This is a genomic window from Aquabacter sp. L1I39, assembly GCF_017742835.1.
GTDB lineage: Bacteria > Pseudomonadota > Alphaproteobacteria > Rhizobiales > Xanthobacteraceae > L1I39.
Genome location: NZ_CP072392.1, coordinates 4,991,419 through 5,016,277 on the forward strand (window position 1 = coordinate 4,991,419; position 24,859 = coordinate 5,016,277).

Here is a 24,859-nt window from a genome sequence, read left to right on the forward strand (position 1 = left end):
GGCGGGGGCGTCATGCCGCAAGCCGCGCCGGACGTGCCATTGTTGCAGTCGCGCAGCTTATGTATTTTGGCCCCCGCTCAGGGAGCCGATAATGAACGTGGAAGACCTCTACCGCCTGCTTCGCAACAGCCACGTTCAAGCACAGAGCATCGTCGATACGGTGAGCGACCCTCTGCTTGTGCTCGATGAAAACTTGCGCGTGGAAAGCGCCAGCCGGGCCTTTTTCAATACCTTTCAAGTGGACAGGTTCGAGACAGTGGGCCAACTTCTCTATGAGCTGGGCAATGGACAGTGGGACATTCCGGAACTGCGGCAACTGCTTCAGGACGTGGTGCCCCGGAGCGCCGCGCTGATCAACTACAAGGTGGAGCACGCTTTCCCCCATCTCGGCCGGCGGGTCATGCTGCTGTCCGCACGGACACTGTTTCATCCAGACAAGAAGAGCCACACCTTCCTCCTCTCCATTGTCGACGCCACCGAGCAGCACCGCCGCGATGCCGCCAAGGACCTCCTCTTGCGGGAGATACACCACCGCATGAAGAACCTGTTCGCCGTGATCGCCTCCCTGGGCCGCCAGGCCCCGACCGAAGGCGTCACTGCGGAGGCGTTCCGGGACGCCTTTATGGGGCGCGTTGGTGCATTGGTCGAAGCCCATGAACTGGCTTTTTCCGATCAGGATGTCGCCTTGCCGTCCGTGATCACGCGCATCCTGGCGCCTTACCCCATCCGCGAGGGAGGGGTGGAGATCGAGGATGGCCCGGCCATCGTGCTGTGGCCGCAGGCGATTCAGGCCTTGAGCCTGATCCTGCACGAACTGGCCACCAATGCCGTCAAGTATGGGGCACTCTCCAACGGAGAGGGCCGGATCAGGATCGGCTGGCGCCGGGATGAAGAAGCGGGCCTTTTGAGGCTTGGCTGGCAGGAAAGCGGGGGACCGCCCGTGGCCTCCAAGCCGGCCCGGGGCTATGGTTCGCAACTGATGGAGGCGAGCGCCACCCAAGGCCTTGGCGGGCGGGTGGAGTTCGGCTTTGCGCCGGAAGGCCTGCGGGTGGAGATCATCGCCCCGCTCGGGAGCCTGGACGGGTCCAGCTAGCTGCTCCGCCCGGTGCGGACGGGCTTTCGCGCGAATGCCGGCTGGCATCCGGCGACCTGCGGCGGGAACTTGATGGGCGCTGGATGACTCGACCCTCCTGAAGCCACAGGAGGACGACATGCCTGACGATCACCGCCGCCAAACCGGCATCCGCACGCCGGGCACCACCCGCGATGGGCATCGCGCTCCCGCCGCCGCACCGGCAGAGGCCCGGCCCGGTGACGAGGCCGCGCCGGGAACCCCGGGCACCGGCGAGGGCCTGTGCCCCGACTGCGGCGGGCGGGGCAGTATCGACGGGCACCCCTGTCCAGCTTGCGGCGGCACCGGCATCGTCGTCCTGGGCGTTGGTGGCGCCTGACCGGACGGGAGCTGGCCATGAACCATCCGATGCCGCGCGATCCCGCCTCGGTGCGGAACGCTCGGCGCTCTCAGGCGTTTGCCAAGAGGGGCTTGAGGTTGGCCGCGGACCGGCAGAGTGAAGAGGACCCAGAGGAAAGACCATGAGAACAGCCATCCTCGCGGCCCTGCTGACGGCCATCTGCCTTCCGGCGGCGGCGCAGGAGGTCAATGCCCTTCAGCTCAATTGCGCGCAGGCGCGGGGATGGGTCAATGCCCATGGTGCGGCGCTCATTCGCACCAGCCCCTCCACCTTCGATCGCTACGTCCGCGACCGGGGGTTCTGCGTGCCGCCGGAGGACGTGCAGCCCGAATGGATCCGCACCCGCGACGTGGCCCAGTGCTTCGTCGGCTATACCTGCTTCGACCCCTCGCGGGACCGCTCGCCCCGCTGAGCCGGGAAACAGGGCACGAAAAGGGCAACAGAGACGGGGGGAAGAACCATCAAGGAGGCAAAATGTGTGGCATTTGCGGTGAGGTGAACCGGGACGGCGCCGTGCGCATGCGCGTGCTGGAGGACATGGCCGATCCCCTCACGCCCCGCGGCCCCGACGGGGCCGGCGTCTTCGCCCAAAACGGGATCGGACTGGCCCATCGCCGCCTGTCCATCCTCGACCTGAAGGCCACCTCGCAGCAGCCCATGGTGGACCCGGACCTTGGCCTCGCCATCGCGTTCAACGGCTGCATCTACAATTTCCGCGACCTGCGCCAGGAATTGACCGCGAAGGGCTATCGCTTCTTCTCGCAGGGCGACACCGAGGTGATCCTGAAGGCCTATCATGCCTGGGGCGCGGACGCGGTGAAGCGCCTCCAGGGCATGTTCGCCTTCGCCATCTGGGAAATGTGGACGGGCCGCGTGGTGCTGGCCCGCGACCGGCTGGGCATCAAGCCGCTCTATCTGGCGCAGGTGGGCGCGTCCTTGCGCTTCGCCTCCACCTTGCCGGCGCTGCTGGCCGGGGGCGGGGTGGACACCGCCATCGATCCGGTGGGCCTCCATCATTATATGAGCTTCCACAGCGTGGTGCCGGCCCCTCACACGCTCTTTCGCGGCGTGCGCAAACTGCCGCCGGCCACCGTCCTGACGCTGGAGCCCGATGGCCGGCGCCATGAGCACGTCTATTGGTCGGTGCGCATGGGCGAGGGCTTCGATGCCGCCGAGATGGGCGAGGAGGAATGGCGGGAGACGCTCACCCAGGCGCTCCAGACGGCGGTGGAACGCCGCGCCGTTTCCGACGTGCCCATCGGCGTGCTCCTCTCCGGCGGGGTGGACAGTTCGCTGCTCGTTGCGCTGCTGGCGCGGCTCGGTCATTCCGACATCCGCACCTTCTCGGTGGGGTTTGAGAGCGTGAACGGCCTCAAGGGCGACGAGTTTGAATATTCCGACCTCATCGCCCGCACCTATGGCACCGACCACCAGCGCATCGTGATCCCGCAGGAACGGGTGCTGGAGGCGCTGCCCGGCGTCATCGGCGCCATGTCCGAGCCCATGATGAGCCACGATTGCGTCGGCTTCTATCTGCTGGCGCAGGAGGTGGCGCAGCATGTGAAGGTGGTGCAGAGCGGGCAGGGGGCGGACGAGACCTTCGCGGGCTATCACTGGCACGAAAAGATGCTCACCTCCGCCGATCCGGTGGCCGACTATGCCGCGCTCTATTTCGACCGCGACCACGACGAGATGGCCAAGGCGCTCTCTCCGGACCTCCTGGGCGCCGACCATAGCCGGGCCTTCGTGGAGGCGTTCTTTGAACGCTGCGGCGAGACCTCGCCCATCAACAAGACGCTGCAGATCGACACCGAGATCATGCTGGTGGACGATCCCGTCAAGCGCGTCGACAACATGACCATGGCCTTCGGCCTCGAAACCCGCGTGCCTTTCCTCGACCACGAGATGGTGGAGCTGGCGGCGCGCATTCCCTCCGAGCTGAAGGTGCAGTCGGGCGGCAAGCACATCCTGAAGGAGGCCGCCCGGCGCATCCTGCCGGCGGAGGTGGTCGACCGGCCAAAGGGCTATTTCCCCGTGCCCGCGCTCAAATACATTCGCGGGCCCTATCTCGACTTCGCCCGGGACGTGCTGAACCAGGAGGCGGCCCGCACGCGCGGGATCTTCCGGCGCGATTATGTGGACCGCCTGCTGGCCGATCCCGAGGGGAATCTCACGGCCAAGGGTCATTCCAAGCTCTGGCAGGTGACCGTCCTGGAGCACTGGCTCCAGACCCACGCGGCGTGACGGGGCGCCGGCCGCGACCATTCGTAAAGGAGGAGGATGCATGTGCCGGTGGATGGCCTATTCGGGCGAACCCATTGCACTCGACCGCTATGTGACGCGCTCGTCCCATTCCTTGGTGGTGCAGAGCCAGAAGGCGCTGGAATCCACCATGGCTATGAACGGCGACGGCTTCGGCCTCGGCTGGTATGACGATCTGCCGGACCCGGGGGTCTACCGGGAGATCCGGCCGGCCTGGTCGGACGAGAATCTGCGTTCCCTCAGCCGGCATCTGCGCTCGCGGCTGTTCTTCGCCCATGTGCGCGCCGCCACCGGCACGCCGGTCACGCGGCCCAATTGCCACCCCTTCGCCTATGGCCGCTGGCTGTTCATGCACAACGGGTATCTCGCCAACTGGATCGCGCTCCGCCGCACCGTGGAAGGCATGATCCCCGACGAGATGTATGGCGCGCGGGCCGGCTCCACCGATTCCGAGGCGCTGTTCCTGGCGCTCATGGGGCAGGGGCTGGCGGAGGATGCGGAGCCGAACCCGGTTGCGGCGGTGGGGCGGTTCCTGGCGCGTGTGGCGGAACTGGCGGGGTCGGACCCGTTCCTCTTCACCGCCGCGCTGTCGGACGGCGTGCATCTCTACGCCTTCCGCTATGGGGTCAATGCGCGGCCGAATTCGCTCTATTACCGCGCCGCCCAGAACGGTGTCCTCATCGCCTCCGAGCCACTGGACGATGACCGCTCCACCTGGATCGAGGTGCCGCCGCAATCGGCGCTGTGCGCCCCGTCCGGCGGCCCCGTCTCGGTGCTGCCACTGGCGGCGTGAGGGGATCCGCCTCTAAACTCCCGCGCCCCGCGCGTGGATCAGCAGCAGGATCTCATAGGCGAGATAGGCGGCCAGATGCGCCGCCATGCCCTGCACATCATGGCCGGGGCTCACCGTATTGATGTCCACGGCGACGATGTTCAGCCCGGACAGGCCGCGCAGCAAGTGCAGCCCCTCCCGCGCCGAGAAGCCGCCCCAGGTGGGCGTGCAGACGCCCGGCGCCACGGAGGGGTCGAAGGAATCCATGTCCCAGGACAGATAGACCGGCCGGCCCCCCATCACCTCGTGCAGTTCGGCGAGCACATCCGCCTCGCCCCGCCGCACATAGTCGGTCATGGTGATGATGTTGTAGCCGAGGCTGCGGGTGTGGTCGGCGACCCCCGGCCGGTAGGTGGAGCCGCGCACCCCCACATGGTAGGAGGCGCTGGCCGAGACCCGCTGCTCCAGCGCCACATGGCTGAACTGGCTGGCGGCGTCATAGGGGTGTTCCGGGTTCACCGGGTGGCAGTCGGTGTGGCTGTCCACATGGAGCACGCACAGGTCCGGCCACAGCCGCGCGGCGGCGCGCACCAGCGGGACGGAGACCGACCCGTCGCCGCCGAAGCCGACCACGGTGGCCCCGGTGGAGGCGATGCGGAAGGCGGCCTCCTCGATGCGCGCGAAGGCGTCCTCGATGCGGCCGGGGGTGAGGGTGACGTCGCCGCAATCCACCAGCCCCAAGGCTTCGCGCACGTCGAAGTCGGCCCGCTCGCTCTCATAGGGCCGCACGAGAGCGGATTGCTCGCGGATGGAGCGCGGCCCTTCCCGCGAGCCGATGCGGAAGGGATGGGTGCCGCAATCGAAGGGCACACCGAGAATGGCCGCCTTAGCGCCTGTGGCATCACCCGCCCAGGGCACGCCCATGAAGCCGGCGCCCTGGTGCATGAGGGCGGCGCTGCTCATTTCCGAGGGTTTCATGACAGGGGGCTTTCCTGCGCGAGAAAGTCGAAGGCTGTGAGCGTGTGCACCTTCGCCACCGCCACCAGTTCGTCGACGAGAATGTATTCGTCGGGCGCGCCCATGTTGAACGGCGTGCAGCCGAAGACCACGCTGGGAATGCCGAACATGCGGTAGATGCGGGCGTCCGAGGCCCCCACCCGCATGTTGCTGACCGGCGGTGCGCCGAACACGCGGGCGGCGGCGTCCACCGTGCGCGTCACGATCTCATGGCCGGGCGAGGTGTAGCTTGCCGGATAGGCGCGGATGATGCGCCAGGTGACGCCCTCAAGGCCATCGAGCCCGGCATGAAGGGCGTCTTCCACCGCCTCCAGCGTCACGCCTACGGGAATGCGGATGTCGGCGGCGGCGGTGGCGGCGGCCGGCACCAGGTTCGGCGAAATGCCGCCCTGGACGGTGCCGATATTCACCGTCACCCGCTGGAGCGTCGCCGCCTCGCCCGCGCCGGACAAAGGCTCGGAGACGGGCTTCGCCGCCGCGATGGCGGCGCTCACCTCCGCGGGGGCCGTCACGGGCAGGTCTTCCAGGCGCTTCAGGGCATCCAGCGCGTCGCGCAGGCGGTCGATGGCGTTTTCGCCCTTATGCACATGGGCGCCATGGGCGGGCTGTCCCTCAGCCTCGATCTCCACCCAGCACAGGCCCTTCTCGCCGAAGCGCACCACGGTGGGCGAACCCACGTCGCCGCACAGCATGGCATCGCCCGCGGCTTCCGGCACGTTCTCCAGCAGCCAGCGGGAGCCAAGGGAACCCATGTTTTCCTCATCGCCCGCCAGCGTCACCACCAAGTCGCCCGACCAGTGGTCTTGATGGCCGGCGAGGATGCGGGCCGCCAGCAGGGAAGAGGCGATGCCCGCCTTCATGTCGGAGACGCCGCGCCCATAGATCCGGCCATCCTCCAGCACGCCGCCCAGCGGCGGGACGCTCCAGGCGCCCTCGCCAATGGGGAAGGTGTCCAGATGCCCGTTCAGCACCAGCCGCCGACCAGGGCGGCCGGAGGAGAGGACGCCCACCAGGTTGATGATGCCGGGCGCGCTTTCATAGCGCTGCACGGTCATGCCGGGGATGGCCTCCAGGAGGGCTGTGGCGGTCTCAGCGATCGCGGTCACATCACCGGGCGGGTTGGGGGAGGCGATGCGCACCAGCCGGCGGGTGGTGTCCACGAGGGCCTCGCGGCCCGCCTCCACCTGCGCCATCAGGCGGTCGTGGAGGCAAGAAAGGTCACTGGCGGGCAAGGCGGCGCTCCCACAGGCGGATGGCCATGGCCAGGGGCCAGCAGATGAAGAAATAGACCACGGCGATGAAGGTGAAGATTTCCAGCGGCCGGAAGGTGGTGGAGGACAATTCCATGCCCCGGCGCGTGATCTCGCTGACCGAAATGACCGAGCCCAGCGAGGAGAATTTGATGAGCTGCACGAAGTTGGAGGCGAGCGGCGGCAAGGTCATGCGGATGGCCTGCGGCATCACGATGCGCATGAAGCTCTGGGCCGGGGTCAGCCCCAGCACCTGCGCCGCCTCCCGATGGCCCTTGGGCACCGCCTGGATGCCGGCGCGGTACACCTCCGAGATGAAGGCCGCCATGTAGAGCGACAGGCCGATGAGGATCGCCGCCAGCGCCGAGATGCGGATGCCGAAGACGATGGGCAGCACATAATAGACCCACAGCAACTGCACCAGGATGGGCGTGTTGCGGATGATCTCGCCCAAGGTCAGGCTGAAGGCCCGCAAGAGCCGGAACTTCGACATGTCGAACAGCGCCAGAACCAGCCCGCCCAGAAGCGCGAAGACCAGCGAGGTGGCGGAGATGATGAGCGTCAATTGGAGGCCGGACAGAAGGAAGTCCAAATTGCTCCAGATGATGTCCCAGCGAAACGTATAAGAGTTCACGGCGGGCCTCCTGCTGCTCGCCTCGGGGTGGACGCGCCGGCCCGTGCGCGCAGCGCGGCGGGGCTGGCGCGGAATGGGGCGAGCGGGCCGGCGCCAAGGCAGGCGCCGGCGACTTCTTCAGGACATCAGGGGGCGACGATGGGGCCGAGCTTGTTCTTCTCGGCATACTTCTTCAGGCGGCCATCCAGCTTGATGGTGTCGATGAAGAGGTTCACATAGTTCAGCCACACCTGGTCGCCTTGGTTGATCACATAGGCATAGGGCGTCACCGCCAGCTTTTCCGGCGGCTCGATGGATTTGGCCCAGTCGAACTCGTCGGTGACTTTCACGGCGGTGGGGAAGTCGGTCATGATGACATCCACGCGGCCGGCCACCAGTTCGCCCTCGCGGGTATTGGGCGGGGCCACCGAGATCAGCTCGGCATTCTTCAGGTAGGTCTTCATGAAGGGCTCGATATAGGAGCCGAGCGTCACGGCCACCTTCATGCCGGGCTTGTCAATGTCGGCCCAGGTCTTCACCGGCCCGTCCTTGCGGGTGACCGCATAGATGTTGGTGATGAGATAGGGCTTGGAGAATTCCACCGCCTGGGCCCGCTTCAGCGAGGCGCCGACGCCGAACATGCCGATGTCGCACTTATTGGCCTGGAGGTCGGCGATGAAGGTGCCGAAGCTGGATTCCACGATCTCCAGCTGCGCGCCCAGTTCCTTGGCCAGCTCCTTGGAGAGATCGGCGTCGATGCCCTCGATCTCGCCCGTCTTCGGGTTGCGGAAGGAGATGGAATAATAGAGCGGATACTGGCAGACGCGCAGCTTCTTGCTCTTCGTGATCTCGTTGAGGCGCGAATTCACCGCCTGCGCGGCGGCGGGCAGGGGCGCGGCGATGCAGGCGGTCAGCGCGGCGGCGGCGGCCCATCGCAGGAATTTGGGAAGCGGCAGGGTCATGGCTTGGTCCTCTGGGGTTGGCCCGGCCTTTGGCGGCCGTTGTCTGTGTTCGGGTGAGGGTCAGTCCTGAAGCAGGGACAGGAAGCGGCGGGCGCGGTCGCTGGCGGGCGCGGTGAAGAAGGCCTCGGGCGGGGCTTCCTCGACGATCTCGCCGCGATCCATGAAGGCGACGCGGCTCGCCACCTGGCGGGCAAAGCCCATTTCGTGGGTCACCACCACCATGGTCATGCCCTCCAGCGCGAGCTGGCGCATGACGGCGAGCACCTCGTTGCGCAATTCCGGGTCCAGCGCGGAGGTGGGCTCGTCGAACAAAAGCACCTTGGGCGACATGGCCAGCGCCCGGGCGATGGCGACGCGCTGCTGCTGGCCGCCGGACAGGCGGCTTGGATGCACGTCGCGCTTGTCGGAGAGGCCGACCTTGGCGAGCAGTGCCTCGGCGATCTGGATGGCGGCGGGCCGGCTCATGCGCTTCACGCGCAAGGGCGCCTCGATGATGTTCTGGAGCACGGTCATGTGCGGCCAGAGATTGAAGTGCTGGAACACCATGCCGATGTCGGGCCGCACCTCGCGCGCCGAGCGGCGCTCCTCGGAACTGTCCCGCGCCGAGGAAATGGTGACGCCGTTCATCACCACCGTGCCGGCGCTCGGCTGCTCCAGCAAGGCAAGGCAGCGGCAGAGCGTGGTCTTGCCCGAGCCGGAGGGGCCGATGAGGCACACCACGTCGCTCGTCTGGATGGAGAGATCCACGCGCCGCAGCACCTCCACCGGGCCGAAGCTCTTGCTCACCTCATGGGCGGCGATCAGCGGCACAACCAATGCGGGCTCCCTCGACAAACTTGACCATAAATTTGCGTTATGATCTTCTTGCCTCGTGTTCCAAGGCTCCTTCATATTCCAGACGAGCAAACGAAAAATGGCAATAACCAAAATTTATGCAAATGGACTATCGCCTCCTTGAAGCCTTCCGCGCCGTGATCGATGCCGGCTCCGTCACCCAGGCGGCGGGCGCGTTGGGGCTCACCCAGCCGGCCGTGAGTGCGCAGATCGCGCGGCTGGAGGCGGAGGTGGGCTTTTCCCTGTTCGAGCGCTCGGGCAACCGGGTGCGGCCCACCACCGAGGCCCTCGTCTTCCGCGAGGAGGTGGAGCGCACGCTCGCCAAGATCAACGACCTCAGCCGCGTGGCCGAGCAGATCCGCACCGGCGAGATGGGGGCGCTCACCATCGTCAGCCACCCCATGGCGGGCGTCACCTTGCTGCCGCCGGTGGTGGCCGCCTTCGGCAAGGCGCGGCCGGAGACGCGGGTGGAATTGAGCGTCCGCAACTCGGACATGGTCCGCTCGCTCTTTCCCTCGCGCACCTATGACATCGGCATTGCCGAGGCCTCCGTGGACCCGGCGGGGCTCACCCTCACCCGCTATCGCATGGCCTGCCGCGCCATTCTGCCCAAGGGCCATGCACTGGCTGCCCATGAAGTGCTCACGCCGGCGCTCCTCTCCGGCGTGCCCTTCGTCTCCATGTCCCGGCAATGGGCCGCCCATCATCTGGTGGAGAAGGTGTTCGCGGCGGCGGACGCGCATCTCAACATTGTCGCCACCTCGGAATTGTTCGCCGCCATCTGCATGATGGTGGCCCATGGGCTCGGCGTCTCCATCGTGGATGCCGCCTCCGCCGCCCAGTTCGAGGGGCTGGGCCTGGAGGTGCGGCCCTTCGCGCCCGCCGTCCTCTATGAGGTGGCCGTCTTCCATTCTGCGGACCGGGTGCCCTCGGCCATCGCCCGCAACTTCCTCGATCTTCTCGACGCCCACATGGGCACCTTCCTGTCGCCCGTGGAGCAGCCCTGATGCGCCCCTTGCCCGATCTGTCCGTCTTCGCCGCCGATGCCCGCCTCCAGGAGGAGTTCGACGCGCTGTGCGACTTCGGCGGCCGGCTCGCCGGCACGAAGGCCGAAGCGGACGCCATGGCCTATGTGGCGGAGCGGGGCGCACAGGCAACCGGCGTGCCCGCCCAAGCGGTGCCGGTGGCCTATGGCGGCTGGACGGCGCGGGGGGCTTTTCTCGCCTTTGCCGATGGCAGCACTGCGCCGTGCCATCCTTTGGTGCGCAGCCGGCCGACGCCGGCCGAGGGCCTCGAAGCTGAAGTGATCGACCTCGGCCGGGGCACGCCGGAAGAGTTCGAGGCGCACCGCGCCGAGATTGCCGGGCGCATCGTGCTGGTGCGCCATGAGCTGATGTTCGTGGCCGGCACCATCCATCGCCGCCGCAAATACAATATGGCCTTGGAGATGGGGGCGGTCGGCTTTCTCATTGCCGGCCCCGTGGCGGGCGGCGCTGTGGCGGGTTCGTCCGGCCGTGCCGGTGACGAGCCCGGCATTCCCGCCGCCGGCATCTCGCCCGAGACCGCCGCGCGCCTTGCCCGCACCGCCGCCGGCCGGCCGAAAGTGCGCTTTCATCTCGCCGCGCAGGACCGGCCGGGCGAGACGGCGACCTTGCTGTTCGACCTGCCGGGGCAGGGGCCGGACTTTGTGGTGCTGAGCGCCCATGTGGACGGCCACGACATCAATGAAAGCGCGATGGACAATGCCTCGGGCGTCGCGGTGGCGCTTGCGGTGATGCGGGCGGTGGCGTCCCTTGTGGCGGGCTTCCAGCGCGGCGTGCGGCTGGCCTTCTTCAGTGCCGAGGAATGGGCGCTCACCGGCTCGGCGCAATATGTGAACGGGCTCACGCCGCAGGAGCGCGAGCGCATCGCCCTCGACATCAATCTGGACACGGTGGTGGGCGGCGCGCGCCATGCGGCGCTCACCAGCGGCTATGGGGCGCTGGAGCCCTTCCTGCTGCGGGCGGCGGACGAGGCCGGCTATCCGCTGCGCTGCGTGCGGCCTTTCCTGCAGAACTCCGACCACGCCAATTTCGCCGCCGCCGGCATCCCCGCCTTCCGCCTGGTGGCCGGCTATGACGAGCCGGAGGCGGCCGTCCGCCTCGTCCTGACCCCCGAAGACCGGCGCGACAAGGTGCAGCCCGGCGAACTCCCCCGCGCCGCCGCCCTCACCGCCGCCTTGCTGGTGGCCGCCTGCACGGCATCGCCCGAAGAGGCCGCGGGGTGGCGAGCGCGGGTGGGGTGAGTGGCCTCACCCCGCCGCCCACACATCCTGGAGATAGCGCCCGCTGTCCTCCAGCGCCTTGACCGTCTCGGCGCCGAGCAATTCCGCGAACGCGGCGTGCACGTCGGGGGCCATGGTGCGGGCATTGCCGCAGATGAGGATGGACGCGCCCGCCGCCACCGCGCCGCGCACGGCATTCCCATGGAGGCGCAGGAGGTCCTGCACATAGGTCTTCGGCGTCCCCGCCCGGCGGGAGAAGGCCACCGCCAGGAGGCCGAGCGTGCCCTCGGCCTCATAGGCTTCCAGCTCCTCGCGATAGAGATAGTCGCTCTCGTCCCGGCAGCCGAAGAAGAGCTGCACCGGGCCCACCTCCATCCCCTGTGCGCGCTGGGCGTGACGCTGCTGGATGAAGCCGCGCAACGGGGCAAGGCCGGTGCCCGGACCCACCAGGATGAGCGGAACGGTGGGGTCGGCCGGCAGGTGGAAGGTGCTGCCCGTATCCTTCACCAGCACCCGCACCGACGTGCCCTCGGCGCATTCAGCCAGATAGGTGCTGCACAGCCCGTCATGGCGCACCCCGTCGGCCGAGACGAAATGGTGGACGCCCACGGTGAGCGTGCACGCCTCCGGCGACAGGAGCGGCGAGGACGAGATGGAATAATAGCGCGGCTTCAGGGCCGGGCGCACGGTGAGCATGGTGGCGAGATCGAGCTTCACCGAGGGCACCTGCGCCAGCAGATCCTCCATGCGGGGCTTGGCCTCGGCGACCGCGTGGGGGAAGTCGGCGAGCCAGGCGGCGATGCGGGCGCTATCCGGCGGGCATTGGGCCGCCTGCGCCCAGGCGCGCAGGTCGCGCCGGGTGACGGGGCCGGCGAGGTCCACATGCTCGGCCAGAAGCTCGCCGACGCTCACCGGCACGCCGAACGGCAGGCCGGCTTCGTCGGCGGCGTGGGGATGGAGCGGGGTCAGGAGCACGCGCGTTTCCGGCGCCAGGCCGCAGCGGGCGGCGGCCGCTGCCACCAAAGCCGGCGGGTTGGTGGGGAAGACGGCCAGATGATCGCCCGCCGCATAGGAGGTGCCGGTGGGCAGCGGGATCTCGATGTGGCGCGTGGAGCCCTGGGCGCCCGCGCCCAGCAATTCCCGGTTCATGCGCACCGGCACCATCACGGCGCCCGCATCGAGCCGCGTGCCGGAGCGGGGCGCGGCGCCGGAAGCGGTGCCGGCGAAATTGGCCATTTCCACCTTCACGGCGGGCGCCTCGGCGAAGGCGTCCGCCTCCGCCGCATCTGTGTCCGCCGCACCGCCGAAGGCCGCGTCCAGCGCCGGCCAGAGTGCGGCGGTCCAGGCCTCCACCGCCGCCTCATAATCGCCGTCCGCATCCGCCGTGCCCGCCTCCAGGAGGGGCGTGCCGCCAAGTGCGGCGAGGCGGGTGGCGACGGTCTTGGGGAATTTCTGGAAGGTCTGGTGCCACTGGGTGTTTCCGCAGCCGAGCACCGCATGGCGTACCCCCGCACAGGCGCCCGCCGGGGCGCTCGCCAGCCATTGGGCAAAGCGCGCGGCATTGTCCGGAGGGGTGCCATTATAGGTGGAGGTGATGATCACGACGGCCCCGTCCGTGGGCCAGGGCTGGCCCACCTGCTCGTCCAGCTCCGCCACGCTGGCCGCATAGCCCCGCGCCGCCGCCTGCTGGGCGAGGGCGAGCGCGATGTCGCGGCAGCCGCCCATGTTTGAGCCGTAGAGCAGGCGCAAGGGCCGCCCGCCCCCCGCCACCGGAGCGGCGGACACGGCCTCCGCCTTGGCGGCGGCGGGGCGCACAGGGAAGCGGCCCTTCACCTCCGGCCGGCGCTCCAGCAGCATGTCCAGATGGTCGGGCTTCACGGTGAGCGCCTGCTTGTGGCGCAGCACGTAATGGGGATCCTTGGGCCGGACCGTGAAGCGCTGCACGAGGCGTGCCAGCACCATCTTGGCTTCCAGCAGGGCGAACTGGAAGCCGATGCAGGAACGCGCGCCCATGCCGAAGGGATGGTAGGCGTGGGGATGGTGGAGCTTCTCCTCCTCCGGCGCGAAGCGGTCGGGGCGGAAGACGGCGGCATCGGCGCCCCAGAAGCGCGGATTGGCATGCAAGGTGGTGAGCGACACGAAGATGCGCTCGCCCTTCTTCACATCGTAGCGCCCGTTTCCGAGCGTGGCGTCGCGGGTGGCATAGCGCGGGAACATGGGCACGGGCGGGCACAGCCGCAGCGCCTCCTTCAGCACCCGCTGGGTGTAGTCGAGCCGCCCCACATCCTCATAAGTGGGGATGTAGGAGAAGTCGCGGCCGAGCACCCGGTCCACCTCGGCGATGAGCTTTTCCATCGCCTCGGGATTTTTCCACAGGTGGTAGAGCGCATAGGCCAGCATGCCCGAGGTGGTCTCGTGCCCGGCAATAAGCAGCACGATGAGCTGGCCGCGAATATTGTCGTCCGGCAGCTTCTGGCCGGTCACCCGGTCGGGGGTGGTGAGCATGACCTGGAGCAGGTCGGCGGGCACCGTCTCGCCTGACGCCATGGCGGCGCGGCGCTCGGCGATGATGGCCTCCACCTCCTCCAGCATCACCTTGTCGGCCGCCGTGCGGCGCTTGCGGACCTCGTGATAGAAGACCTCCGGCAACAGGCGCTTGGGCTCGGCCATGGCGTCGGTGAGCACCACATTCATGGCCTCCACGAAGGCGGGCAGCTCCGGCGTATCGATCGCCCCATAGCGGCGGTTGAAGGCGGCATAGGAAATGGCCTCGAAGGTCATCCGCGTCATCAGCTCAGTGGCAAGGAAGCTCTCGCCGGGGCCGAGGCGTTCGAGATGGGCGAGCAGGTCGTCCGCCACCTCGACGATGCGGCCGTAATAGTTTTTCAGCGCCGTGGCGCCGAAGGCGGGGGCGAGGATGCGGTGGGCCTGGTGCCAGAGCGGGTCATCGTCGGAGGCGGTGAAGAGCGCGCTGCCGACGCTCTTGTCGGCGAGGTTGCGCAGGCCGCCGCGCCCTTCCACCAGCTTGGCGAACACGTCCGGCGCGGCGCACATCTCCGCCACCATGTCCGCGTCCGCGCACAGATAGGTGCGCTTGCCGACCACCTCGAAGGCGAAGAAATCGCCATGCTTGGCGTGCAACGCGCCGAAGGCGGCCACCACGCCGTCCGGATTGTGCAGCTCCGGCAGGTTGCCGACGATGGGATAGGGCCGGGGGCCGGGCACCGCCTGGTGGGCGGCGGGCGCGGGCGCAGCAGGGGCCGGCGCCGCATGCTCCACCACAAGACGCAAGGGAAGGCCGTCCGGCAGGCTGTCGTCGAGGGCGACGGTGATGCCGTCCGCCGTCTCCACATGAAAGGCCACCTCCGCCGCAAGTCCCGCCGCCGCGCGCACGGCCTCGCGCACCGCCGCGCCGCTGGCGCCGGGGAACCAGCCCACCTTGAGGGTGTCGGCCCCGTGCGCGAGATCCACACGCTTCAGGGCGGGAGGCGCAGGGGTCTGCGGCATGGGGAACTCCTTGGGACGTGTTTTCGGCCCCTCGGGGCCTCGTTTGGGATGCGGGCCGGATCGGGACGGTCAAGCGGCGGTGGACGCGCGCGGCGCGCGGCGGACCATGGCCTCGATGGCGGCCACGTTGCGGGCCATGTCCCCCTCCGGGTCCATGGCGGCGGCCACCGCCTTGGCACGGGCGGCCATGTCGGTGTCGGCGAGCACCGCGCGCAAGGCACGCTCCAGGGTCTCCTGGCTGACGCGCGTGTGGGGCAGCACCGCGCCCACCCCCATGCGGCGCAGGCGCTCGGCATTGTCCGGCTGGTCGAAGCCCACGGGAATGGTCAGAACCGGCACGCCGGCCCGCAGCGCCTCCGCGCAGCCGCCGACGCCGCCATGCTGAACCACCGCGGCCGCATGGGGAAAGAGGCTCGCATGGGGGGCAAAGTCCAGCGCGAGGACCTGGTCCGCGGGAGCCTTGGGCGGCTCATTCTTGCCCATGAGCAGGACAGCCCGCCGGCCGAGGACTTGCGCCGTGTCGGCGGCGATCTGGTAGAAGTCGTGGGCGAGGTGCACCACGGTGGTGCCGAGCGTGAACACCACCGGCGCCGGCCCCGCTGCCAGGAAGGCGGTGATGCGCGCGGCGGTTTCCGGGTTGGGCGCCTGGGCCAGGAAGGGAAAGCCGGTCTGGACCGAGGCCGCCGGCCAGTCCCGCTGGAGCGGGCCGAAGGCGGGGGAGAACAGGGCCAGCACCAGATGGGGCGAGAACTTGCCCTCGAACAGGACACCGCCATGGGTCTCCACCCCCAGCTCCTGCGCCAGAGCCGTGAGCGGCGCGCCCCACTTATTGGACATGCGGCGGGCGATGTTGAGCAGGATGCGCTGCGGCCAGGTGCCAAGATGGCGCAGATGGTAGCCGGCCGGGAACCAGGTGAGGACGCACGGGTCGAGCGCGGACATGAAGGTGGTGGGCGAGAGCATCACATTGGCCCAGGGCAGGCCGAGCTTGGCCGCCACCAGCGGCGCCACATAGACCAGTTCCCCCACCACCAGGGCATCGGCGCCCTGTGCGGCGGCCATGAGGTCCGCATAGGTCTCGCGCACGCGCGGGAAGAGGGTTTCCAGATAGAGGCGCTTTCCGCCATGGACCGGGTCGCCGAAAATATGGGTCAGCACCTCCGGCGGAAAGTCCGGCCGCAGGGGATGGAAGGGCAGGCCGAGGGCGGTGATGCGGCTCTCATAGGCGGCGGGGGCGGCGACCACCGGCTCATGGCCCTGTGCCTTCAGGGCCTGTGCCACCGCCAGCATGGGGAAGAGGTCGCCGAGCGAGCCGAGGGAGGCGAGGACGATGCGCATCAGATGGTCACCTTTACGGGCGCGCCGGTCGTGTTGGGACGGCCGCGCATCAGGACGATCACGGCGAGCAAGGCGACAGCGAGCATGATGAATCCCACATAATAGCCATCGGCGATGCTGCGCGCCGCGCTGAGCCGCAGGGCCTCGGCCACCGCCGGTGCCTGCGCCGCGAGCGCCCGCGCGGCCTCCTCATTGCCGTAAATGGCTTGCCCCATGATGACTTCCAGCTGCGCGCGCGCGGCCCCCTCGACGCCCGAGGCCTCGGCGATGGCGTGGAAGCGTCCGCGCTCCATGGCCACCACCACCGTGCCAATGGCCGCCATGCCCATGGCGCCGCCCAGCTGACGCACCGTATCCAGGGCGCCAAAGGCCCGGCCCCGCTGGCTCTCCGCCACCTGGGCGGTGCCGTCCGTATAGGTCTGGGAGACGCAAAGGCCGATGCCGGCGCCGAGCAGGATCAAGGCGGGCACCATATGGGCGAAATCCATGCGCGGCAGGGCCTGGGTCTCCAGGAAGAATCCGAGCGTGGCGAGGCTGAGGCCCGCCACCACCGGCAGCTTCGCGCCATGGCGGTCATACAGCACCCCCGAGAGCGGGGCGCAGATCAACATGGGCACCAGAAAGAGCAGCATGGCCAGGCCCGACTCCAGGGGCGTGAAATGCAGCACCCGCTGGAGAAAGATGGCGCCATAGGCTGACTGCCCCACAATGGCGCTTTGGACACAGAAGAGGGCGACCCCATCGGCGCTGAATTGCCGCCGCGTGAACAGGCGCACATCCACCAGCGGGTCGTCTGCCCGCGCCTGGGTGAGAATGAACACCCCCAGCAGCAGGCATCCGCTGGCGATCAGGCCGACGGTGAGCGGCGAGGTCCAGCCCCAGGAATGGCTCTGCTGCAGGCCGAGCACCATGGGGCCGAGCGCCGCCGCCAAGAGCAAGCTGTGGGCCGGCCGAAAAGTGCCGCTGCGCGGGCTGGCGGCGGCAGGCCCCGCCTTTGCCAGCAGCACCAGCACGAGGGCGGCGAGCGGCAGATTGACGAAGAAGGCCCAGCGCCAGTTCCCCGCCTGCACCAGCGCCCCGCAGACGATGGGGCCGATGACCATGGCCAGCCCCCCGAGCCCGCTATAGAGGCCCATGGCGCGCCCGCGCCCAGTGGGGCCGAAGGCCTCGGTGGCCAGCAGCGCGGCGGCGGGCGCCATCATGATATTGCCCAGCCCCTCCAAGGCGCGCCCGCACAGGAGCATGGGCAGGTTCACCGAAAGCCCGCTCACGGCCGAGCCGAAGGCGAACAGCACCACGCCGGCGCGGAACATGCGCGCCCGGCCCGCGACGTCCGCCAGACGCCCGCCGGTGGCGATGGCGACGGCCACGGTGAGCGCATAGAGGGTGATGATCCATTGCTGCGCCCCGTGGCTCAGCATCAGGTCGCGCTGGATGGAGGGGAGCGCCACGGCGGTGCCGGTGCCGTCGATCATGATCATGCCCAGGGCGCCGGCCGCCGCAAAGACCGTGAACCAGCGCTGCCGGCTCTCTATGGACGCCTCACTCATGCGACGGACCTCAAGCGGACCGATACGCCCCGCCGGGACGATCAGGTGCGGGAACGGTTACATGGTCCGGAGTGTCCAGTGCACGGCAGAGCTTGTCCAGGGCCTGCACCGGCGGCGGCGTCCATCATTCATCGGAGCTTGTTCCGGGGACATCATTTCCGGATTGAAGCCCGGCGATCCGCTGCAGCGGCACCGGCCGGGTGGCCTAGGGGGTGCGCACCAGCCGCAGCCGTGCCTTTGCGCGTTCCAGAAAATAAGCGTGGCGGAGGCCGTCGGAGAAGCGCAGCGCCACCCGCGTGGCCGGCGAGGTCAGGCCGGACGTCCAGTACCAGTCGCCGCCAAAGCCGCGGATCAGGTCCCGGTCCAGGTACATCATCTGCAATTCAGCCGGGGAGGGGATGCGCCAATCCTGATAGCCATTCCAGCGCGCCCGGCGGGCGAGGGCGTCGATGTCGCAGCCGCGGATCAGGCAGAAATCCACCGGATGGGGGCTTTCATCGTCTGGTCGCGTGTGCAGCACAGCGCCGGTGTCGGGCGAGCGGCCGGCGAACACCGTCCCATCGGCGAGGCGGGGCCGGCGCAGGGCGCGCCGGCGCTCATATTCGGCGGTCATGAAGAAGGGCAAGGTGAAGCCGCGGCCATCCTCCACCGGCCCGGCCGCGCCAGTATCGGGGAGGACGGCGTCCCCGTCCCCGGCATCCGTGGCGTCATCCATGTGTCCGCGACCTTCGGGATGGCCGGAACGGGGAGGCCATGTTCATGTCCCTCCGCCGCGCGTCGGCGATGCGGCGCGCGTGACGCGCCCGGCTGCCTTATCCAGGTCATCGAGCCGCGCCCGATGGCGGTGCAGGAACGCCACCTCCTGGTGCGAGAGCCCGTCAATGTAATCGTCTATCTCGCGCAGCATGTGCGGGCTCTTGTCCGGGATGCCGCGATAGAACTCCAGAAACTGAAGGATTTCCTTCTGCTTTTCGCTCAAAGGCGGGGCATTTTCGGCCATTGTCTCTCCTGTCCCGACGAGGTCGCGCACCGTGAAGGGGCCTTCGATCCCTTCACGCATGCCGTCATTTCACGCGCGCCGGCGCGCCCCATAGGGGGGCGCAGAGCTGATCTTGCGCTGCGCCAGCCGGGTGACGCCTCCCACCAGGAGCAGCCAGACCAGGATTATGCCAGAGAGGATGGCATCCCGCTTCAGCGGGCTCACGGTCTGCGCCGAAGGCGGGCCGAACATGTCCAGGCCCTCCAGGATCAAGACGAGGCCCACCGCGACCAAAGGCGGAAACACCACATTGGCCGCGCGGGACCGGCTGATGGCCCGCAGGGTCCGCAGCACCGGCAGGCGCCCGAGCAAGGTGGCCATCACGAAGCCCCATGCGGAAAAGCCGATGGCCACCAGGATGAGGAAGACGACCCCCAGAAGCCCCGGCTGCACGCCCATCCCTTCCAGCGACAGGAACGTCCCAAGGCCGCACAGGCCCGCCCCCACCCAGCGCGGCAGGAGGCTCAGCAGCAGGATGAAGCCAGCCAGGATCACGCTGAGACAGACGATCTCCTGGATCAGGGACAGCGACAGGACGCCGGGAAAGAGCAGCCCGGAGACCAGATAGGCCAGCGGCCACAAGACCGTGACGGGAAAGCCGAAGATCAGGAAGACCACGCCGAACACCGCCGCTGCCACGGCCGCAAGGCCGAGGATCGCCACGATGAGGATGCCGCCCCCGCCAGTGTCGCTGCGGTCGTCGATCACATGGATGAAGATGGGAAACATCCTGTCCTCCCTCGCACCTTGTCCTCACAGACGGGTTCACGACGGACCGCCATTCCTTAGCGATGGGCCGCGCACCACGCATAGGTCTTGCCGTTGGAGATGAAGGTCTTCTCGTCCAGGATCTGGAAGCTGAAGCGATAGCGCCCGAGGTCCGACGAAGCGCGCCCGCCGCTCTCGCAGGCGGGCGCGCCGGAATAGACATTCCCCGCCACGGACAGGGGCTCGGCCAGCGTGCAGACGCCGAACATGCCCTCCGCCGCCGGGGAGAGGAATTGCCGGCCGGCGAAGCGGCCGTCGGTGAAGATGTAGAGGCCGATGGAGCGCACCGCGTCGGGCGGCGCGGTGCAGGGGCCTGTGCTGTATTCCCCCGGTGCGAGGGGCAGACGTGTCACCGGCTGCGACGCGGCCGGAGCGGGACGGTTGAGCCCGCATCTGGTCGCCAGCCGCGCGATCGCATCGCCGGCCCCGGACAGATCAAAGGCGCGGCCCGCTTCCGTCATGGCGCGGGCGGGCGGTCCGGCTAAAATGAGCATTTTGCCGGCGCCGATGGCCTTAACGGTGTCCGGCTTGAGGCCGAGCGCCCCGCCAGCCAGATCGCTCAGGAAAACCCCCGCCCCGAACGCCTCGACGGTGACGGGAAGGGAGACGCCGTCAATGTCCAGGACCGCCGTTCCCTCCGGGCGCCAGCCCGACTTGGGGGACAGGATGAGGCTGAGACGGGTGGGGCCGCCGGGGCGGCAGGACAGCACGAGCGCCGTCGAGCCGGCCCGGTTGCGGGTGAAGGCCTCGATCGTCTCGCCCTGGTCCCGCACGGTCCAGGCCCTCGGACCGGACGCTGCGAGGGCCAGCGGGATGAGTGCGGCGACGCCAAGCAACAGGGCCGCCATAGCGGCCAGGATCCTCGCGGGACAAGGCCAGCGCATCCGATCGATCCCCCAGCGTGAGCTTCACCATAGAGGCGTTGCGTCAAGGCCGACAGCGGTTTTATCACCGCAGCCCCGCCACCGCCCCGCATCGCACACACCATCGACTTGAAGCGTCAGAGTTGAAGCGTCGGAGTTGAAGCGCCTGCCTTGGCGCGTCCTGTTTGGCGCGTCCTGCCTGGGGCAGTCCACTTGGCGCAGTTTCCTTGGGGCAGTTTATTTGGCGCGCTGCTCGCGGGCGCGGCGGGCCTTCTCGCGGGCGATCTCCGCCCGCTCCGCCTCCGCCTTGTCGCGGGCCTCCCGCAGCGCCCGCTGGCGGGCCATGCGGGCCTGGAGGGTGTCCGTCTCGGCCGGCTGCGGGGTGGTCTGCTGGGCGAACACCGCTTCGGCACGGGCCTTCAGGTCCACGGGCATCTTCGTCACATTCACGTCCTCTTGCCGCGGGGCGGGGACGGGGCGGTGTGGCGCGGTTCAGGTCCGGTCAGATTTTGGCCGGGCACCGATCCTGCATCTTCACGCCGAAGGTCTCGGCTCCCACCCCCTTCAGGAAGTCCTGGGTGGCGGCGAGGACAGCTTCGTTTTCCCGATTCCTGACCTTGAATCGATCAAGATCCCCGGATGCGGAACCGTAGATGGTCTTGGCGTTGGCCGAAAGCAGATAATCGGTGATGGCCGAGCCCTTGTTGGCGTCCCGATAGGCGGCCCAGCCCTGTTCCAGCTCTTGCTTCTGGGGTAGGGGGCGGACGGTGGCCTGCTGGAACAGGCGGGGGAAATGGACGTGCTTGAGGCCGGCCAAAGCGTGGCCGAATTCCGGGTCGGCCTGCACGAACACCACGCGGTCCACCTGGGTCATGGCGATCATGCCGGTGCACATGGCACAGGGTTCGAGCGTCGTATAGATGGTGTAACCCGTCATATACTTGCCGACGCCCGGGCAGCTCAGGAAGGCCTGGATCAGCCGTACCTCGCCATGCTGCGTGGCGTTGTTGGTGACGGTCACGCAATTGCGCGCCCAGAAGACCGGACGGTTGTCCTTGTCCACCAGGACCGACCCGATATTGTGGCCCCGGCCATTGGGAGCCGACTGCCAGTCGCGATAGACCATGTCCAGAACGGCGAGACTGAAGATGGTGTCGCGCTCGCTTCCGGCCGTCGCGCCGCGCGCCTCCTGGGCCAGTGCGGCGGGGGAGAAGGCCAGCGCGCCCATGAGGGTGCCGAACGTCCTGCGATCCATTAGGCTCATGTGATCCTCCAGATGGGTGTCGAAAGCGCGCGCGGAAGGTCCGCGCGCGCCGTGCGTTGGGATCAGAAGGCGACTGAGAGGCGGCCCTGGACGGCGTTGTTCTGCGTCTCTCCGGCCAGCTGCCCCACATAGGACACGCCGAGCCGGGAATTGGCGGTCATCAGCCAGTCCAGGCCGAGGCCGATGAGGGCCGTGTCCCGCGCGACCGGTGCGCCGGCGATGGAGAAGGCCGGGCCGCCGCTCACCGCGAACGCCTCGGTGAGCTGCGGGGTCAGGTCGCCGAAGGCATGCTGCCAGGCCAGCGAGCCGCGCACGGACAGGCGCGTGGTGCCGGCGGAAAAGTCCTGGCTCGCCCGCACGCCCAACGTGGTGAGCGTGTTGTCCTGGGTGAGGCCGCCGGAGGTGAGCGCCGCCGAGCCGCCGCTTTCGGTGAAGCCGTCAAGGTTGAGATGCACATAGGCCAAGCCCGCGAACGGCTCCAGCGTGGTGCCACCGGCCATCTTCATGCCGTAGCCCAATTCGCCGAACACCTGGCCCGTGCCGCCATTCTGGCTGGCGGAGAGGCTCTGATAGAGGCCCGGCAGGGCGACACCCCGGGAAGTGGAGACGTCGTGCCAGGTGTAGCTGGCGCCATAGCGCAGGTTCAGCGCGCCGAAGCGGTTGGCCCCATAAAGGGCGAGGTCGTAATTGTCGCTGGTGCCGGAGCCGGAGACTGCATCGGTGGAATAGCTGGTCTGGCTGTAGCCGCCGGCGATACCCACGCGCCAGTTGGGCGCCACCTCGCCGTCGAAGCCGCCGAGGAAGCCGCCCACCGAGGTGGTGACCGACGAGGCCGCGCCCCCGCTCACACTGCCCCAGCCGCCATAGCCCTGGCCCCAGGCGGTGAAGCCGCCAAAGGTGGCGGCGGGCGCCGCCGGCGCGTCCGCATAGCCGAGCGGGGCGAGGGCGGCGGTGGCGCCGTCCCCGTCGCTGAGGCGCCCCGTGATGGACTGACGCAGATAGGTGGACTGGGCCAGCAGCACCGAGCCGGTCGCCGCATGGATTTCGCCCGTGAGGGTCGAAAGCGCCTGCGGCGCCTGCGCCGGGGTCAGCGTCACCGCCGCCTGGAGCACCGGGCTGGCATTGGACATGCGGGCGACCGCGCTCGCGGCGGCATTGGCATTGGGCGTGCCGCCGGCCGTAGACAAGGCGGCGACATTCGGCGCCACGGTCACCAGGAGATCGGTGCCCGAAGCCACCACGGAAGAGGTGGACAGGAAGGCGCCGCCTGTCTCGATGGACGAGAAGGCGCCGGACACGCCGCCGGCGGAGCTGATCAGGTCATAGGTGCCGAGCGGGGCGAGGCTGCCATTGGTACCCACCAAGGCGAGGGTGCCCGCGAGCGTGGTCGTGCCGGTCACCACCAGCTTGTCGCTGGTGTTCCCCGTGCCGGTCTCGGCCATATAGAGCGAGGTGTTCGTGAACACCGCATTGCCGCCAACCGTCAGGGTGCCGATGGACAGGCCGGGTGCCAGCACGCCGGCATTGGTCAGGTTGCCGGCGATGCGGCCGGTGCCGCCGAGCAGTCCGGCATTGCTCACATCGCCGCCGACCGCGCCGGTGGTGAGGAAGGTGGCCGGGGCCGCGACGGACACATTGCCGGTGAGCGAGCCTGTGAGCGCGAGCGTGCCGGCCTGCACGTCGGTTCCGCCCGCATAGGTGTTGTCGCCGGCGAGCAGCAGCGTGCCGGTGCCCTGCTTGACGAGCCCGCCCGGCCCGCTGATGTCGTTGCTCCAGATGTCAAAGGCGTTCAACCCGCCCTTGGCCGCATCCATGGTCACGGTCACCGTGCTGGCGAAGGCGCCATAGCCGCCCGCCGCGGCATAGGGATTGATGCGCGCCCAGCCCGACCCGTCGTCCAGCGGCACGCCGGAGGGCAATTCGGTGCTGGCGATCACGTCGCGGATCTGGGCGTCGGTCAAATAGGGGAAGCGGGTGCGGAACAGGAGTTCGGCATTCTGCGGCACCACCGGCGCCAGCGTGGTGTCGCCCATGGAGGGCAGACCGTAGGTCAGGTACCAGGTGGATTGCTCGCGCGCGGCGCGGTAGGTGGCGGCGGAGGGCACCATGCCGGCCGAGAGACAGGCCTTCAGGTTGGCCCCGCAGGCGGCATAGACCGGCGCGTTCGCGCTGGTGCCGAGGGCTTCCACCAAAGCCGTGCGGTTGGCCTCGAACGAGGTGGTGAAGTCGGCCGAATAATCGGCATTGTCGGCCATCAGTTCGGTCAGGGACTGCAAGGCGATGATGCGGCCGCCGATGACGTCGAGGGCATAATGCATGCCGATGATGTTGCGGCTCAGGCCATATTGCTGGGCGGAGGCGAACATGTCCTGCCAATAGGTGGGCAGGAGCATTCCGTAATACATGCCAGTGATGAAGCCGCGCATGGAATGGCCGCTGGCGAACGAGGATTCGCCGACATTCTCCGCCCATTCCTCCTCCTGGATCGTGACCGCCGCCTGCGAGGTGGTGGACGTGGTCCAGGGATTGCCGCTGATGGCCGGCAGCGCCACGAAGGGGCGGGGGTTACCCACCAGGGCGCCGGTGGCGTTATAGGCGGTCTTATAGATTTCCAGCGTCTGGTAGTAGTCCTTCACATCGCCGGAATGAAGGACGCCCGTGGCGCCCCAGAGATCGCCGAGAATGTTCCCCGGCATGGTCTCGTCCAGGGACCATTTGACCATCTGGTCGCTGATTGGCGACTGAACCATGCTCCAGAGGTGCGCCGTGATGCTGCCCAGCTTCTTGCCGGGAAAGTTGACGGCGTTCGCCGCCGCCAGATCCCGCTGCTCGGCGGTGGAGGTGGAGTAGATCTGGGTGGTGACCGCGGCATTCTGCTGGAGAAGGGCATTGCCCTCCGGCGAGGACAAAAGCGTGCCGAAGACGCTCACATCATTGATCTGGTTCTGGATCTGCACTGCCTCGCAGGCATCCGTGGTGCAGAAGGTGGCCTGCGCCAGAGCGGGCGCCGCCGCGCACAGGGCCGGTAGTGAGGCGCCCGCGAAGAGCGCAGCCATCTTCATTCGCGCGCGGCCAGACCGCGCCC

Annotated in this window: 22 protein-coding genes; 7 read left to right on the top strand and 15 right to left on the bottom strand. The window is 68.6% G+C overall.

The features are described 5' to 3' along the window. Window positions 1-91 precede the first annotated feature (91 nt). The 5 genes from J5J86_RS22575 (at window position 92) to J5J86_RS22595 (ending at window position 4,527) form a co-directional block, all read left to right on the top strand. Window positions 92-1,093, top strand: coding sequence for a PAS domain-containing sensor histidine kinase (locus J5J86_RS22575; RefSeq protein WP_209102343.1), 1,002 nt, complete (start codon window positions 92-94; stop codon window positions 1,091-1,093). A 118-nt stretch (window positions 1,094-1,211) separates the two neighbouring features. Further along, complete coding sequence (locus tag J5J86_RS22580; protein WP_446698641.1) at window positions 1,212-1,451, top strand: hypothetical protein; 240 nt, start codon at window positions 1,212-1,214, stop codon at window positions 1,449-1,451. A gap of 142 nt (window positions 1,452-1,593) precedes the next feature. Then, window positions 1,594-1,884 carry a hypothetical protein gene (locus J5J86_RS22585; protein ID WP_209102344.1) on the top strand — a complete coding sequence of 97 codons (291 nt, stop codon included), beginning with the start codon at window positions 1,594-1,596 and terminating at the stop codon, window positions 1,882-1,884. Window positions 1,885-1,946: 62 nt separating this feature from the next. Beyond that, window positions 1,947-3,716: an N-acetylglutaminylglutamine amidotransferase gene (locus tag J5J86_RS22590; RefSeq protein WP_209102345.1), complete on the top strand. Its 1,770-nt coding sequence runs from the start codon at window positions 1,947-1,949 to the stop codon at window positions 3,714-3,716. A gap of 40 nt (window positions 3,717-3,756) precedes the next feature. After that, window positions 3,757-4,527: a class II glutamine amidotransferase gene (locus J5J86_RS22595; protein WP_209102346.1), complete on the top strand. Its 771-nt coding sequence runs from the start codon at window positions 3,757-3,759 to the stop codon at window positions 4,525-4,527. A 12-nt stretch (window positions 4,528-4,539) separates the two neighbouring features. Here the strand turns inward: J5J86_RS22595 and J5J86_RS22600 are convergent, their stop codons facing one another. The 5 genes from J5J86_RS22600 to J5J86_RS22620 all read right to left on the bottom strand — a co-directional run bounded on the left by J5J86_RS22600 (window position 4,540) and on the right by J5J86_RS22620 (window position 9,164). Next, a complete protein-coding gene (locus J5J86_RS22600) occupies window positions 4,540-5,484 on the bottom strand; it encodes an arginase family protein (RefSeq protein WP_247657775.1) in 945 nt (314 codons plus the stop codon). Further along, window positions 5,481-6,755 (bottom strand): M20/M25/M40 family metallo-hydrolase, encoded by a 1,275-nt coding sequence (locus tag J5J86_RS22605; RefSeq protein ID WP_247657777.1) that lies wholly within the window; start codon window positions 6,753-6,755, stop codon window positions 5,481-5,483. Before J5J86_RS22605 ends, J5J86_RS22600 begins: the two co-directional genes overlap by 4 nt. Further along, window positions 6,742-7,407 carry an amino acid ABC transporter permease gene (locus J5J86_RS22610; RefSeq protein WP_209102347.1) on the bottom strand — a complete coding sequence of 222 codons (666 nt, stop codon included), beginning with the start codon at window positions 7,405-7,407 and terminating at the stop codon, window positions 6,742-6,744. Before J5J86_RS22610 ends, J5J86_RS22605 begins: the two co-directional genes overlap by 14 nt. A 125-nt stretch (window positions 7,408-7,532) precedes the next feature. After that, window positions 7,533-8,348 (bottom strand): ABC transporter substrate-binding protein, encoded by an 816-nt coding sequence (locus J5J86_RS22615; RefSeq protein WP_209102348.1) that lies wholly within the window; start codon window positions 8,346-8,348, stop codon window positions 7,533-7,535. Window positions 8,349-8,408: 60 nt separating this feature from the next. Further along, a complete protein-coding gene (locus tag J5J86_RS22620) occupies window positions 8,409-9,164 on the bottom strand; it encodes an amino acid ABC transporter ATP-binding protein (protein ID WP_274706646.1) in 756 nt (251 codons plus the stop codon). A 122-nt stretch (window positions 9,165-9,286) separates the two neighbouring features. Here J5J86_RS22620 and J5J86_RS22625 point away from each other — a divergent pair, with 122 nt between their 5' ends. Together J5J86_RS22625 and J5J86_RS22630 are read left to right on the top strand one after the other, a co-directional pair. Next, window positions 9,287-10,189, top strand: coding sequence for a LysR substrate-binding domain-containing protein (locus J5J86_RS22625; protein ID WP_209102349.1), 903 nt, complete (start codon window positions 9,287-9,289; stop codon window positions 10,187-10,189). Then, a complete protein-coding gene (locus J5J86_RS22630) occupies window positions 10,189-11,466 on the top strand; it encodes a M28 family peptidase (protein ID WP_209102351.1) in 1,278 nt (425 codons plus the stop codon). The genes J5J86_RS22625 and J5J86_RS22630 overlap by 1 nt, the downstream gene beginning before the upstream one ends. A gap of 6 nt (window positions 11,467-11,472) precedes the next feature. On the opposite strand, the gene J5J86_RS22635 is transcribed toward J5J86_RS22630, so the two are convergent. From J5J86_RS22635 to J5J86_RS22680, 10 genes are all read right to left on the bottom strand, one after another. After that, window positions 11,473-14,952: a bifunctional cytochrome P450/NADPH--P450 reductase gene (locus tag J5J86_RS22635; RefSeq protein ID WP_209102352.1), complete on the bottom strand. Its 3,480-nt coding sequence runs from the start codon at window positions 14,950-14,952 to the stop codon at window positions 11,473-11,475. A 69-nt stretch (window positions 14,953-15,021) separates the two neighbouring features. Beyond that, window positions 15,022-16,290 (bottom strand): glycosyltransferase, encoded by a 1,269-nt coding sequence (locus J5J86_RS22640; RefSeq protein WP_209102354.1) that lies wholly within the window; start codon window positions 16,288-16,290, stop codon window positions 15,022-15,024. Beyond that, on the bottom strand, window positions 16,290-17,840 hold the full coding sequence (locus J5J86_RS22645; protein WP_209102356.1) for an MFS transporter: 1,551 nt from the start codon (window positions 17,838-17,840) through the stop codon (window positions 16,290-16,292). Before J5J86_RS22645 ends, J5J86_RS22640 begins: the two co-directional genes overlap by 1 nt. Before the next feature lie 205 nt (window positions 17,841-18,045). After that, a complete protein-coding gene (locus tag J5J86_RS22650; protein WP_209102358.1) occupies window positions 18,046-18,555 on the bottom strand; it encodes a hypothetical protein in 510 nt (169 codons plus the stop codon). 42 nt (window positions 18,556-18,597) lie between these two features. Beyond that, window positions 18,598-18,900, bottom strand: coding sequence for a hypothetical protein (locus J5J86_RS22655; RefSeq protein ID WP_209102360.1), 303 nt, complete (start codon window positions 18,898-18,900; stop codon window positions 18,598-18,600). 9 nt (window positions 18,901-18,909) lie between these two features. After that, window positions 18,910-19,608 (bottom strand): hypothetical protein, encoded by a 699-nt coding sequence (locus J5J86_RS22660; protein ID WP_209102361.1) that lies wholly within the window; start codon window positions 19,606-19,608, stop codon window positions 18,910-18,912. Window positions 19,609-19,664: 56 nt separating this feature from the next. Beyond that, window positions 19,665-20,495 carry a hypothetical protein gene (locus J5J86_RS22665; RefSeq protein ID WP_209102363.1) on the bottom strand — a complete coding sequence of 277 codons (831 nt, stop codon included), beginning with the start codon at window positions 20,493-20,495 and terminating at the stop codon, window positions 19,665-19,667. Between the two features lie 252 nt (window positions 20,496-20,747). Then, window positions 20,748-20,954 (bottom strand): hypothetical protein, encoded by a 207-nt coding sequence (locus J5J86_RS22670; RefSeq protein ID WP_209102370.1) that lies wholly within the window; start codon window positions 20,952-20,954, stop codon window positions 20,748-20,750. 58 nt (window positions 20,955-21,012) lie between these two features. Further along, complete coding sequence (locus J5J86_RS22675; protein WP_209102371.1) at window positions 21,013-21,774, bottom strand: deaminase; 762 nt, start codon at window positions 21,772-21,774, stop codon at window positions 21,013-21,015. A 62-nt stretch (window positions 21,775-21,836) separates the two neighbouring features. Next, window positions 21,837-24,830, bottom strand: a complete 2,994-nt coding sequence (locus J5J86_RS22680) for an autotransporter domain-containing protein (RefSeq protein WP_209102372.1) — start codon at window positions 24,828-24,830, stop codon at window positions 21,837-21,839. Window positions 24,831-24,859: the final 29 nt, after the last annotated feature.